The sequence below is a fragment of the Marivita sp. genome (assembly GCF_017643905.1).
GTDB lineage: Bacteria > Pseudomonadota > Alphaproteobacteria > Rhodobacterales > Rhodobacteraceae > Marivita.
Map to the genome: position 1 here is coordinate 1 of NZ_JAEPMO010000132.1, position 11,758 is coordinate 11,758.

13 protein-coding genes and 1 pseudogene are annotated in these 11,758 nt (G+C 61.9%); 10 read left to right on the forward strand and 4 right to left on the reverse strand.

All coding sequences use genetic code 11. The features are described from left to right. Positions 1-99: 99 nt before the first annotated feature. From JJ869_RS18060 to JJ869_RS18075, 4 genes are all read right to left on the reverse strand, one after another. The gene (locus JJ869_RS18060; protein WP_292269188.1) at positions 100-267 is read right to left on the reverse strand and encodes a hypothetical protein; all 168 of its coding nucleotides are present in this window, start codon (positions 265-267) and stop codon (positions 100-102) included. An 80-nt stretch (positions 268-347) separates the two neighbouring features. Further along, the gene (locus JJ869_RS18065; protein WP_292269190.1) at positions 348-1,010 is read right to left on the reverse strand and encodes a hypothetical protein; all 663 of its coding nucleotides are present in this window, start codon (positions 1,008-1,010) and stop codon (positions 348-350) included. Then, complete coding sequence (locus tag JJ869_RS18070) at positions 1,007-1,537, reverse strand: hypothetical protein (protein WP_292269193.1); 531 nt, start codon at positions 1,535-1,537, stop codon at positions 1,007-1,009. The genes JJ869_RS18065 and JJ869_RS18070 overlap by 4 nt, the downstream gene beginning before the upstream one ends. Before the next feature lie 160 nt (positions 1,538-1,697). After that, positions 1,698-2,879, reverse strand: coding sequence for an NAD(P)/FAD-dependent oxidoreductase (locus tag JJ869_RS18075; RefSeq protein ID WP_292269194.1), 1,182 nt, complete (start codon positions 2,877-2,879; stop codon positions 1,698-1,700). 141 nt (positions 2,880-3,020) lie between these two features. Here JJ869_RS18075 and ftsW point away from each other — a divergent pair, with 141 nt between their 5' ends. The 10 genes and pseudogenes from ftsW to JJ869_RS18125 form a co-directional block, all read left to right on the forward strand. Further along, positions 3,021-4,187, forward strand: coding sequence for a putative lipid II flippase FtsW (gene ftsW, locus JJ869_RS18080; RefSeq protein WP_292269196.1), 1,167 nt, complete (start codon positions 3,021-3,023; stop codon positions 4,185-4,187). 89 nt (positions 4,188-4,276) lie between these two features. Continuing rightward, positions 4,277-5,398 (forward strand): UDP-N-acetylglucosamine--N-acetylmuramyl-(pentapeptide) pyrophosphoryl-undecaprenol N-acetylglucosamine transferase, encoded by a 1,122-nt coding sequence (locus JJ869_RS18085; protein ID WP_292269197.1) that lies wholly within the window; start codon positions 4,277-4,279, stop codon positions 5,396-5,398. Further along, positions 5,395-6,789: a UDP-N-acetylmuramate--L-alanine ligase gene (gene murC / locus JJ869_RS18090; RefSeq protein WP_292269198.1), complete on the forward strand. Its 1,395-nt coding sequence runs from the start codon at positions 5,395-5,397 to the stop codon at positions 6,787-6,789. Before JJ869_RS18085 ends, murC begins: the two co-directional genes overlap by 4 nt. Before the next feature lie 190 nt (positions 6,790-6,979). Beyond that, complete coding sequence (locus JJ869_RS18095; protein ID WP_292269200.1) at positions 6,980-7,648, forward strand: cupin domain-containing protein; 669 nt, start codon at positions 6,980-6,982, stop codon at positions 7,646-7,648. A gap of 2 nt (positions 7,649-7,650) precedes the next feature. After that, a complete protein-coding gene (locus tag JJ869_RS18100; protein WP_292269203.1) occupies positions 7,651-8,703 on the forward strand; it encodes an FAD-dependent oxidoreductase in 1,053 nt (350 codons plus the stop codon). A 159-nt stretch (positions 8,704-8,862) separates the two neighbouring features. Then, on the forward strand, positions 8,863-9,111 hold the full coding sequence (locus tag JJ869_RS18105) for a DUF2484 family protein (protein WP_292269205.1): 249 nt from the start codon (positions 8,863-8,865) through the stop codon (positions 9,109-9,111). After that, the gene (locus JJ869_RS18110) at positions 9,108-9,368 is read left to right on the forward strand and encodes a DUF2484 family protein (RefSeq protein WP_366510475.1); all 261 of its coding nucleotides are present in this window, start codon (positions 9,108-9,110) and stop codon (positions 9,366-9,368) included. The genes JJ869_RS18105 and JJ869_RS18110 overlap by 4 nt, the downstream gene beginning before the upstream one ends. A gap of 39 nt (positions 9,369-9,407) precedes the next feature. Then, positions 9,408-10,325: a UDP-N-acetylmuramate dehydrogenase gene (murB, locus tag JJ869_RS18115; protein ID WP_292269206.1), complete on the forward strand. Its 918-nt coding sequence runs from the start codon at positions 9,408-9,410 to the stop codon at positions 10,323-10,325. Between the two features lie 138 nt (positions 10,326-10,463). Further along, positions 10,464-11,378 (forward strand): D-alanine--D-alanine ligase, encoded by a 915-nt coding sequence (locus JJ869_RS18120; protein WP_292269208.1) that lies wholly within the window; start codon positions 10,464-10,466, stop codon positions 11,376-11,378. Then, positions 11,366-11,758 (forward strand): annotated as a pseudogene (locus tag JJ869_RS18125) (cell division protein FtsQ); the annotation flags it as partial. The gene JJ869_RS18120 and the pseudogene JJ869_RS18125, both read left to right, overlap by 13 nt.

The window sequence follows — 11,758 nt, forward strand, 5'->3', positions numbered from 1 at the left end:
CAACTAAACAACACCAATATAGGCAATGTGTGTGACTACAGAAATTTGCCCGAACACAACCGCTAAATCATTGAAATAACTCAGCCAGCCACCCTCAATTCAGGCGAATTTCGGCGGATTTTGTCGAACTTGGGAGACCTGCGCAGCTTCGCTGTTTTCGATGGCGGGCAGGTCAACCGAGACATCAATCTCGCTGACGGTTTGGGCGGCAAAGGCTCCGGTTGCAAAAGCAGAAAGGGCAAGGCTTGTTGCGATAGATTTGAACATGTTGATCTCCAGTGTTGCTCTGGCCGGTCAACCCCGGAGACCTGCAAACCGTTCCCAATCACCCTTTTCGCACAGGCAGCTTATTGCCGATCCGGACCTTTCCGAAGCTCGGTCATCACTCCGGCTTTGACCGCGTGGGCATGGATCACGCCAAGCTGCGCCGGGATTTTTTCGAGCCCAAGGATGTAGGCAATCGCAAAGCGATGCATGCCGCCGCCGTCCCGCAGGGGGGTGCCGTCGCGCGCGATGTGCACGAGAATGCCGCCATGTTCGCGGCGTGTCATGTTCACGCTGCCATGCGGGCGCAAGGTACCTGTGCGTTTGGCTTCTTCGTAAATCCGGTCAAGCGCTTCATAGCGTAGGATCAGATCCTCGCGGGTGTGGCAGCCGTCGATGCGGCCTTTCTTACCGATCTGCTTGAGCATCCAGGCGAAAAGATCGGTCTCTTGCCAGGCAACACCGCGTTCGAAATGATCGCGGATGCTGTCGAGCTTGATCTGGCTGCCGATGGGTTTGCGGGACAGGTCCCAATCGCCTCCAGCCACCATGCCCGAGTGCCTGCGCCGGAAACGGGGTGCGCCATGGGCGGGGTCGGCCTTATAGAAATCGGTCACATCCCGCGGGCGTATCCAAATCAGTTCATCGCTCTGAGGGGCATCGGGCCCAAACCGCCAGCGGTTGACCACATCGCGCACCACCTTGCCGGGAACACCGGCAGAGATTGCCTTGCCAAGAGCGCTCATGCGGGTTCGGCGCGAAGACGATCAAGGGTGTTGCCGGCAAGCGCTCCGGGATGGACGACGCCAAGCTGCGCCGGGATTCGGGTCAAGCCCAAGGCCCGTGCGATACCGATGCGGTGGTTCCCGATGGCCCCGAAGATCGGTTTTCCTGCGCGATCCAGATGCACATAAACGCCCTCCGGCAGACGCAGGGCGCCGTATTTCCGGACGGTTTCGTCACGGAATCCATTCTTCTGGATATCCGCATAAAGCGCGTCGATCTTCTGGTATCGCGCGACAATGTCATCCATTGTACGGCAGCTGTCGAACTGACCGCGCTCGGTTATCATGGCCTGCATCCGGTCGTAGACTCCGGTGTCTTCCCAGGTCTTTCCATCTCGGAAATGAGCCAGACAGGCGGCAACTTTCCATGACGCGTCAAGAGGTTCGGTGTGATGATCCCAGTCCCCGGCAAGAACCATCCCGGAATGACGCCGCTTGTAATCGGGTGTTTGTGCCGGATTGCGGGTGTAGATGCGGGTCAACTGCATCGGATTGATCCATATGCGCTCTTGCGCACGGGGGAAGTCGCCACCGCCCGACACCAAGTTCCACATATCACGCAGCGGACCGCGCAATAACGCAAAGGGCGAGGACGAAAGGGCTTGGTTTGGGGGCATGTGCCCCAAATTGTAAAAGTTTTGTAAAACTTCAAGTCCGTTTTGCAATCGCCCGGCCACAGGCTACGCCGGAACTCCATGCCCATTGGAAGTTGAAACCACCCAGCCAACCGGTAACATCCACGGCTTCACCGATCATGAAGAGGCCCGGCATATCGCGGGACATCATCGTTTTGCTGTCGATCCGGTCGGTGCTTATCCCGCCCAGCGTGACTTCTGCGGTGCGGTAACCTTCGCTGCCGGTCGGGATCAGCGTCCAATTCCGCAGGTAATTGGTGAGTTCGTCAATGCGCCTGTCCGACAGGTCACCGACATTGCCGCTCAACGCGAGCTCTGCAGAAAGGTGGGTCACGAGGCGTTCCGGCAGGATTTCGGCCAAAGCCGTCGTGACATTGCGTTTGCCATGCGTTTGGCGTGCGGAGCGGAGGGCCGTTACAAGGTCATGGCCGGGCAGGAGATTGACGCTGATACTGTCGCCTTCTTTCCAATAGCTCGAGATTTGCAGCACAGCCGGACCACTGAGACCGCGATGGGTGAACAGCAGCGCCTCTTCGAAGGCGGTGCCGTTCGCCTCTGCGATCACGGGGGTTGCCACGCCGGAGATCGGGGCAAAGCGCTGGTCGGAAAAGGTAAGGGGCACAAGGGCAGGGCGGGTGTCGGTGACCTGATGGCCGAACTGCCGGGCGATGTCATAGGCCAGACCCGTCGCGCCCATCTTGGGGATGGACTTGCCCCCGGTTGCCAATACGAGATTGCGGGCGGTCACGCTGTGGCGTTTGCCATCGCGCTCCAACTGCGCTGTGAACAGCACGCCATCATGGCTCAGATCGACAAGCGATGTCTGTAACCAAAGCTGCGCCCCAGCCTGCGCCATCTCGGTGCGCAGCATGTCGACGATCTGGGTCGCCTTGTCGTCGCAAAAAAGCTGTCCCAGCGTTTTTTCGTGCCAAGCGATCTTGTAACGGTCCACCAGGTCGAGGAAATCCCACTGGGTGTACCGGCTGAGCGCCGATTTGTGGAAATGTGGGTTCTGCCCGAGGAAGCGCGCCGGATCGGTGTGCATGTTGGTGAAGTTGCAGCGTCCGCCGCCCGAGATGCGGATTTTTTCGCCCGGTGCCTTGGCGTGGTCGATGACCAGAACCGACGGCCCGGCATGCGCCGCGCACATCATACCGGCTGCCCCGGCGCCTAGGATCAGAGTGTTCACCTGCATGGCGGGCATCCATCACGGAACCGGAGAACACGCAAGAGGCGCGGGACGAATCATTCCTCTGGATCGCTCGAATCATATCGGTTAGAGTGCCTTTACAGATCCGGAAAACCGGGCGTTCGAGGCAGAAGAAGCGGTGAAACCATGACAGAGATGGTCTATGGCGCGGTTCCCACCCGCGCGGGTGAACCTGTGTTGCCGAAATGGTGGCGCACGGTCGACAGGTGGTCCTTGTCCTGCATTCTGATCCTGTTCGGCATCGGCATCCTATTGGGACTGGCGGCTTCTCCGCCGCTGGCGGAACGCAACGGCTTTGCGCCGTTCCACTATGTGCAGCGACAGGCGGTGTTCGGCGGTTTTGCCCTGTGCGTGATGATCTTTGTGTCCATGCTGGGGCCCATAGTGGTGCGACGACTGGCGGTGCTGGGCTTTGCCGCTGCCTTTATCGCGTTGTCGCTGTTGCCGTTCTTCGGCACCGATTTCGGAAAGGGTGCGGTGCGCTGGTATTCACTGGGCTTTGCGTCGATCCAGCCTTCGGAATTTCTGAAACCCACTTTCGTGATCGTGACCGCATGGTTCTTGGCAGCCAGTCAGGATCTGGGCGGACCGCCGGGCAAGACGCTGTCCTTTGCCATCACCATCAGCATCGTCCTGATGCTCGCCCTGCAACCCGATTTCGGGCAGGCCTGCCTTGTGCTGTTCGGGTGGGGCGTGATGTATTTCGTGGCCGGCGCGCCCATGCTGTTGCTGATGGTCCTCGCTGGATTTGTGGTGCTGGGCGGCACCGTCGCCTACCAGAGTTCGGAGCATTTTGCCCGCCGTATTGACGGCTTTCTCAGCCCTGAGGTCGATCCGACCACGCAGTTGGGCTACGCCACCAACGCGATCCGCGAGGGCGGATTCTTTGGCGTAGGTGTGGGCGAAGGTCAGGTGAAATGGTCTCTGCCGGATGCGCACACCGATTTCATCATCGCCGTCGCGGCCGAGGAATACGGGCTTGTCCTCGTCCTCATCATTATCGCGCTTTACGCGACCATCGTGGTGCGGTCGCTTGTGCGGCTGATGCGGGAACGCGATCCGTTCATCCGTCTGGCGGGCACGGGGCTGGCCTGCATGTTCGGTGTTCAAGCCATGATCAACATGGGTGTCGCAGTACGCCTGCTGCCCGCGAAGGGTATGACGCTGCCTTTTGTCAGCTACGGGGGCTCGTCTCTGATTGCGGGCGGGATTGCCGTCGGCATGCTTCTGGCCTTCACGCGCAGCCGCCCACAGGGCGAAATCGGCGATATCTTGCGAGGACGGCTGCGTTAAGGGCTTTATATAGGGTGAATCGCCCCTTGGTTTGTTGACAAACGCCTCTGGGGCAGGTCTCTGTCCTTCAATCCTTGGGCGGGGGACTTATGCGCAAACCTTATCTTGTCATCGCAGCCGGAGGGACCGGCGGTCACATGTTTCCGGCGCAGGCGCTGGCAGAGGTCATGCTGCGTCGCGGCTGGCGGGTGAAGCTGTCCACCGATGCGCGCGGGGCGCGTTACACAGGTGGCTTTCCGCATTCGACCGAGATCGAACAGGTGGCCAGCGCGACCTTCGCGCGGGGCGGGATTGTTGCCAAAGCGATGGTGCCTCTGCGCGTGCTGGGCGGCGTGGTGTCCATGTCGTGGCGGATGCTGCGCGACCGGCCTGATGTGGTGGTGGGGTTCGGCGGTTATCCATCCATTCCCGCGCTGGGTGCTGCATGGCTGTTGCGGCGACCGCGGATGATCCATGAACAGAACGGCGTTCTGGGCCGGGTGAACACACTTTTCGCCAAACACGTGCAAACCGTGGCCTGCGGGACATGGCCCACCGAATTGCCAGAGGGTGTCGAGGGCGTGCATGTCGGCAACCCGGTCCGGCTCGCTGTAAAAGACCGGGCAGGGGCCGCGTATATCCCGCCCGGTGATTACCCGATGTCCATCCTCGTGATCGGCGGCAGCCAGGGCGCGCGCATCCTGTCGGATGTGGTGCCGCCCGCGATTGCGTCCTTGCCACTTGAGACCCTGCAACACCTGCGGGTCAGCCATCAGGCGCGTGACGAAGACGGAGAACGCGTGGCCGCCTATTATGCCGAACAGGGGGTCGATGCGGATGTGCAGCCCTTCTTCAACGATGTGCCCAAGCGGATGACCGAGGCGCAGCTTGTGATCTCGCGCTCTGGCGCGTCGAGTGTCGCGGACATCTCGGTGATCGGGCGGCCATCGATCCTTGTGCCCTTTGCCGCCGCCACCGCCGATCACCAGACCGCCAATGCGCGTGGATTGGTCGAGGCGGGAGCCGCGATCCGTATCCCCGAAAGCAAGCTGACCGTCGACAGCCTTGCCGAGCAGATCCTTGCAGTTTTGCAAAATCCGCAGGGCGCTTTGCAAATGTCGCAAGCCGCCTTGTCGCAAGCCAAGCCCGATGCAGCGCAGGACCTTGCCGCGCTGGTCGAGATGCTGGCCGGCCAGAATGCCCCTCAAGACCCGGAAGGACAGACCGAATGAACGCCGCCACCAAGCTTCCCGTCGATATCGGGGCCATCCATTTCGTCGGCATCGGCGGTATCGGCATGTCCGGCATTGCCGAGGTGCTGGTGAATCTGGGCTACACGGTGCAGGGATCGGACCTGAAGGCCAGCAAGATCACCAACCGTCTGGCCGATCTGGGTGCGCGCATCTTCGAAGGTCAGCGGGCCGAGAACCTGGACGGGGCCGAGGTGGTCGTCGTCTCGACCGCGATCAAACCGGGCAACCCCGAGTTGGACGAGGCGCGCAAGCGCGGGCTGCCGGTGGTGCGCCGCGCCGACATGCTGGCAGAACTGATGCGGCTCAAGTCGAACATCGCGATTGCGGGCACACATGGCAAGACGACGACCACCACGATGATGGCGGAGCTAATGGTCGCCGGAGGTTTTGATCCCACCGTCATCAACGGCGGCATCATCCACGCCTATGGCTCCAACGCGCGGATGGGGCAGGGCGAATGGATGGTGGTCGAGGCCGACGAAAGCGATGGCTCGTTCAACCGCCTGCCCGCAACCATCGGCATCGTGACCAATATCGACCCCGAACACATGGAACACTGGGGCGACTTCGAGCGCCTGCGGCAAGGGTTTCAGGACTTCGTGTCGAACATCCCGTTCTACGGCATCGCCGTGTGCTGCACCGACCATGAAGAGGTGCAGCGTCTGGTGGGCAAGGTCACCGACCGCCGCGTGGTGACCTATGGCTTTAACGCGCAGGCCGATGTGCGGGCGGTGAACCTCCGCTACGAAAAGGGCGTCGCGCATTTCGACATCGCGTTGCAGGCCGAGGGCGACAACATTGAAGGCTGCACCCTGCCAATGCCCGGCGATCACAACGTGTCAAACGCGCTGTCCGCCGTGGCGGTGGCCCGGCATCTGGGCATGAAGAAAGAGGAAATCCGTCAGGCGCTTGCAGCCTTTGGTGGGGTAAACCGCCGCTTCACCAAGGTGGGCGAATGGAACGGCGTCACGATCATCGACGATTACGGCCATCACCCGGTCGAGATCGCCGCCGTGCTCAAGGCCGCGCGGCAGGCCTCCGAGGGGCGCGTCATCGCGATCCACCAGCCGCACCGCTACACGCGCCTGTCGAACCTGTTCGACGATTTCTGCGCCTGCTTCAACGAGGCGGATGTGGTCGCCATTGCCGAGGTGTTCGCTGCCGGGGAAGACCCGATCGAAGGCGCATCGCGTGACGATCTGGTGGCTGGGCTGATCCGCCACGGCCACCGCCATGCGCGCGCAATTCTGAACGAGGACGATCTGGAGCGGTTGGTCCGCGAACAGGCGCGGCCCGGGGACATGGTGGTCTGCCTTGGGGCCGGGACGATCAGCGCCTGGGCGAATGGGCTGCCGGAGCGGTTGGCGTAGTAGGCTGGGGGCGAGAAGAGGATGCGTCGACGCATCCCTGTTTTCGGTTGACCGAAAACAGGGGCTTTGCCCCTCGGCCTGCGGCCTCACCCCAAGGTATTTGAAAAACAGAGAAGAACAGGGGGCGGCTTTGCATCGCGATGCGGTGCGGCTACCTTTCGGGCGATATTTGACGGGCAGGAGCGACGCGATGGACCTGAATGCGGATTTCACCAAACGGGTTGTGGTTCACGCAGGGGACGCGCCGTGGATTGCCTCACCCATGCCGGGGGTTGATCGGCGCATGCTGGACCGGATCGGCGACGAGGTGGCGCGGGCGACCTCGATTGTGCGCTACGCGCGGGGCAGCGCCTTTTCGGCCCATACCCACACCGGGGGTGAGGAATTTCTGGTGCTTGAGGGCGTGTTTCAGGACGAACATGGCGACTACCCGGCGGGCACTTATGTGCGCAATCCGCCGACCACGTCGCACACGCCCGGCGCGGAAAATGGCTGCACGATTTTCGTCAAGCTCTGGCAGTTCGATCTGGAGGACCGCACCCAGTTTCGGTTGGATGTGGAGGCGCAGCTTGGGCCGGTGCAGGACGGGATCGCGCGGGCCGAGTTGCACCGCGATGCCCGCGAGGTGGTGTCTTTCGTGGTGCTTGAACCGGGGTCTGCACTGACCGAGGTCGCGCCCGGCGGCATCGAAGTTCTGGTTCTGGAGGGAACGCTGCGCGAAGGCGCGGATGATCTGGTGCGATGGTCGTGGCTGCGTATGCCGGAGGGCACGCCCTTGCAGGCGACGGCTGGGTCTGAGGGGGCCCGGCTCTGGATGAAGACGGGGCATCTGCCGTTTGCCCAAGCGCCGCTGGCCTGAGTTTGACCGGGACCGTTGCGATTGTTGGCGGTGGGCTGACCGGGCTTGCGCTTGCATCCCGACTGCATGATGCCGGTCGCGCGTTTCGCCTGTTCGAAGGGCGGGATCGGCTGGGGGGACGGATCAACACGGCGCATGTTGGGGCGCAGTGGTTTGATCTAGGCCCGTCGTGGTTCTGGCCGGGTCAGCCGCGTATGGCTGCGCTGGTGCAGAACTTGGGGCTGGAGGTCTTTCCGCAATACGCGGAGGGTGCTCAGATTTACGAGACCGCCCAAGGCGCGGTGATCCGGGATCGCGGCTTTGCCTCCATGCAGGGCTCATTGCGGGTTCGCGGTGGGATGGGGGCGCTTGTTCAACGCCTGTCTGAGCGGTTGCCGGAGGCCTGTGTCGAGACGGGCCGCGTGGTGCGTTCGGTGTTCGGTGATGGCACGCTGGGATTTGCGGACGGTGACCAGCAGGGTTTTGATCAGGTCGTGTTGGCGGTGCCGCCGCGGGTGGCGGCTGAATTGGACTTCACGCCCGACTTGTCGGCCTCCAAGCTGTCGGAATTGCGGGGTATCCCGACCTGGATGGCAGGTCACGCCAAGTTCGTGGCAGTCTATGACACTGCCTTCTGGCGTGAGGACGGGCTATCCGGGGATGCGTCGAGCCAGCGTGGCCCTCTGGCAGAACTCCACGACGCCAGCGCCGACACCGGAGGCGCTCTCTTCGGCTTTCTAGGGGTGCCTGCAACAGCCCGTGCCGGTCAACGGGATGCGGTGATTGCCGCATCTGTCGCGCAACTGGTGCGCTTGTTCGGGCCGCGTGCGGCGTCGCCGTTTGAGGTGTTTTACACCGATTGGTCTGAGGAACCGCTCACGTCGGTTTCTGCCGATCGAGGCCCGCTGACCCATCATCCTGCCTATGGCCGCCCTCAGGCGCTGGTGCCTGCGCCTGACAGCCGGATCCTTTTTGCCGCGACGGAGCTGGCGTCAGAAATGGGTGGGTATCTTGAGGGCGCGTTGGCGGCTGCTGACGAGGCGGCGGCGTGGGTTTTGGCGGGAGTTGCACCCTGAGGGCGAGGCGGATGCGTCAACGCATCCGTGGTTTCGGTCGACCGAAACCTGACGCACCTCAGACGTAAATTCCTTGGCTTCACCCTTTTCGGGACGTGATTTGGCCCAAAACCGTTTGTACTCGCTGAGCAAGAAACAATAAACGGACCTTGCACCTCCATGCTTCTTTGGCTCTCGATTGGGTGGGTTTTCGCCTCTGCACTTGTTGCGATGCTGCCGATGCGGCGGCAGTACCTCCCCGGTGTGATCTTGTTACTGGCAGCACCCGTCTTGATCGCCCTTATTGCAAATGAGGTTGGTCTTTGGGCTGCAGTCGCGGCGGTTCTGGCGTTCGTGTCGATGTTTCGCAACCCGTTGCGGTATTTATGGAAGCGCCTGACAGGGCATATGGTGGAGCGTCCCCAATGATGAGCTATTCCCTCAGCGCAGCCTGTTGCTGGATCATTCTTGCGGCGATCCTTGCGGCGATCCCGTCGCAGGACAATCATTGGCGGCGGGCCTATGTCCTGATGGCGCTGGGCGCGCCGATCCTGGTCTGGGTCTACATGTCCGACGGTCTGTACTGGGGCCTCGCCTTCACGATCGCTGTGATAAGCGTCTTCCGTTGGCCGTTGCGCTATTTCATCGCCTGGGTCTTGCGGATGGTGTCGCGTCCCGCCGAATGAGGCTTTACGTGCCGCGGCCCTTTGGGCAAAACGCGGGGCATGAGCACACTTCCTGACGTTCGGGGCAATTTGACCCCAAATCGCGTTTTGTCCGACCTCACCTGGCTGCGTGTGGGCGGGCCGGCCGATTGGCTGTTTCAGCCTGCAGATCTGGAGGACCTGTCTGATTTCCTGCGGGATCTGCCGGCCGATGTGCCGGTGTTTCCAATGGGGGTCGGGTCCAACCTGATCGTGCGGGATGGTGGTCTGCGCGCGGTTGTGATCCGACTTGGACGTGGTTTCAACAGTATCACCGTAGACGGCACGCGCGTGACGGCAGGCGCTGCGGCGCTTGATGCTCATGTGGCGCGGAAAGCCGCAGATGCGGGCGTCGACCTTACCTTTCTGCGCACCATTCCCGGTGCCATCGGTGGCGCGGTGTGCATGAATGCGGGCTGCTATGGGTCATATGTCGCCGATCACCTTGTCGAGGTGCGCGCCGTTTTGCGGACGGGTGAGGTGGTGACTTTACCCGCCTCCGACCTGAACCTTGCCTACCGGTCCAGCGACTTGCCCGAAGGTGCGGTCGTGATCGATGCGGTGTTCGAGGGGCAACCGGGTGATCCGGCAAAACTGCATGCGCGGATGGAAGAGCAACTGGCCAAACGCGATGCGACCCAACCCACCAAGGACCGCACTGCAGGCAGCACGTTTCGCAATCCGGCGGGGTTCTCGTCGACCGGACAGGCTGACGACGTGCATGATCTGAAGGCATGGAAGGTCATCGACGATGCCGGGATGCGGGGCGCCACGCGGGGCGGGGCACAGATGTCGCCCAAGCATTCCAACTTTCTGGTCAATACCGGGGCAGCGACGGCGGCGGACCTTGAAGGATTGGGCGAAGAGGTGAGAAAAAAGGTTTTCTTGCACTCTGGAATAGAGTTAGAATGGGAAATCAAACGGGTTGGCGAACCATAGGTTTGCAAGGCACGACCGGACGAGGGACCAACTCTCGCAGGTGAAGGCGGTGCGCCGGGCAGGTTGCACAACATAACAAGGGGCTCAGCCCCAGGCAGAAATGGGGGCAAACCCCCATGATTTGAGGCGGTTTTGGGTATGTCGAGCAGGGCAAACCCGAAAGTGGCAGTTCTGATGGGTGGCCCCTCGGCCGAGCGCGAGGTGTCCCTGTCGACAGGGCGTGAATGCGCCGCCGCTTTGCGGGACGAAGGATTCGAGGTTCACGAGGTCGATGCGGGCCGTGATCTCGCATCCGTATTGACCGCCCTATCCCCAGATGTCTGTTTCAATGCGCTGCATGGCCGTTGGGGCGAAGACGGCTGTGTTCAAGGCCTGCTCGAATGGCTGGGTATTCCCTACACACATTCCGGGGTTCTCGCCTCGGCCCTCGCGATGGATAAGGAGCGGACCAAAGACGTCTATCGCCGCCATGGGTTGCCAGTGGTGGACAGCGTTTTAGCCTCCCGCGACGAGGTCCGGCAGCGCCATGTCATGCCGCCGCCCTATGTGGTCAAGCCGTTCAACGAAGGGTCGTCGGTGGGTGTCTACCTCGTCAATGAAGACGCCAATGGGCCTCCCCAGCTTTCCGATGACATGCCCGAGACCGTGATGGTCGAAGCCTTTGCGCCGGGGCGGGAATTGACGACGACCGTGGTGGGCGACCGGGCGCTCTGCGTGACCGACATCCTGACGGACGGCTGGTACGACTACGATGCCAAGTACAAACCGGGCGGATCGCGGCATGTGTTGCCCGCCGCTGTCCCGGACGAGATCACAGCTGCCTGTTTGGACTACGCCGTTCGTGCGCACAACGCGCTGGGCTGCAAGGGTGTCAGTCGTACCGATTTCCGCTGGGATGAAAGTAAAGGGCTCGCCGGGCTGATCCTGCTTGAAACCAACACCCAGCCCGGCATGACGCCGACATCACTTACGCCGGAACAGGCAGCGCATACCGGAATGAGCTTTGGTCAGCTCTGCCGCTGGATGGTGGAGGATGCGTCATGTCACAGATGACCGCGCGCCCTGATCCAGCGCCGTCGCGCCTGAAGTACCGGATGGAGCGGCTCATGCTGACGCCGCTCTTCCGCGTTTTGCTGCGGTTTGGGTTGCCGTGCCTTCTGACGTTCGGGATCGCCAGCTGGTGGCTGTCCTACGACGACAACCGGATGAAGATCATCGACACCTATGCCGATCTGCGGTCGCAGGTGGAAAGCCGTCCCGAGTTCATGGTCAACATGATGGTTGTTGATGGCGCGAGCGACATCGTTGCGGATGGCATCCGCCAGATGCTGCCCTTGGACTTTCCGATCAGTTCCTTCGATCTTGATCTCGAAGCGATGCGGGCCACGGTTGTCGCGCTTGATCCGGTCAAATCTGCGCGGCTTTACGTGCGG

Excerpts from the sequence above, each read along its gene's own strand:
- JJ869_RS18060 (WP_292269188.1), bottom strand. The coding sequence starts at position 267 with ATGTTCAAATCTATCGCAACAAGCCTTGCCCTTTCTGCTTTTGCAACC.
- JJ869_RS18065 (WP_292269190.1), bottom strand. The coding sequence starts at position 1,010 with ATGAGCGCTCTTGGCAAGGCAATCTCTGCCGGTGTTCCCGGCAAGGTG.
- JJ869_RS18070 (WP_292269193.1), bottom strand. The coding sequence starts at position 1,537 with ATGCAGTTGACCCGCATCTACACCCGCAATCCGGCACAAACACCCGAT.
- JJ869_RS18075 (WP_292269194.1), bottom strand. The coding sequence starts at position 2,879 with ATGCAGGTGAACACTCTGATCCTAGGCGCCGGGGCAGCCGGTATGATG.
- ftsW (WP_292269196.1), top strand. The coding sequence starts at position 3,021 with ATGACAGAGATGGTCTATGGCGCGGTTCCCACCCGCGCGGGTGAACCT.
- JJ869_RS18085 (WP_292269197.1), top strand. The coding sequence starts at position 4,277 with ATGCGCAAACCTTATCTTGTCATCGCAGCCGGAGGGACCGGCGGTCAC.
- murC (WP_292269198.1), top strand. The coding sequence starts at position 5,395 with ATGAACGCCGCCACCAAGCTTCCCGTCGATATCGGGGCCATCCATTTC.
- JJ869_RS18095 (WP_292269200.1), top strand. The coding sequence starts at position 6,980 with ATGGACCTGAATGCGGATTTCACCAAACGGGTTGTGGTTCACGCAGGG.
- JJ869_RS18105 (WP_292269205.1), top strand. The coding sequence starts at position 8,863 with ATGCTTCTTTGGCTCTCGATTGGGTGGGTTTTCGCCTCTGCACTTGTT.
- JJ869_RS18110 (WP_366510475.1), top strand. The coding sequence starts at position 9,108 with ATGATGAGCTATTCCCTCAGCGCAGCCTGTTGCTGGATCATTCTTGCG.
- murB (WP_292269206.1), top strand. The coding sequence starts at position 9,408 with ATGAGCACACTTCCTGACGTTCGGGGCAATTTGACCCCAAATCGCGTT.
- JJ869_RS18120 (WP_292269208.1), top strand. The coding sequence starts at position 10,464 with ATGTCGAGCAGGGCAAACCCGAAAGTGGCAGTTCTGATGGGTGGCCCC.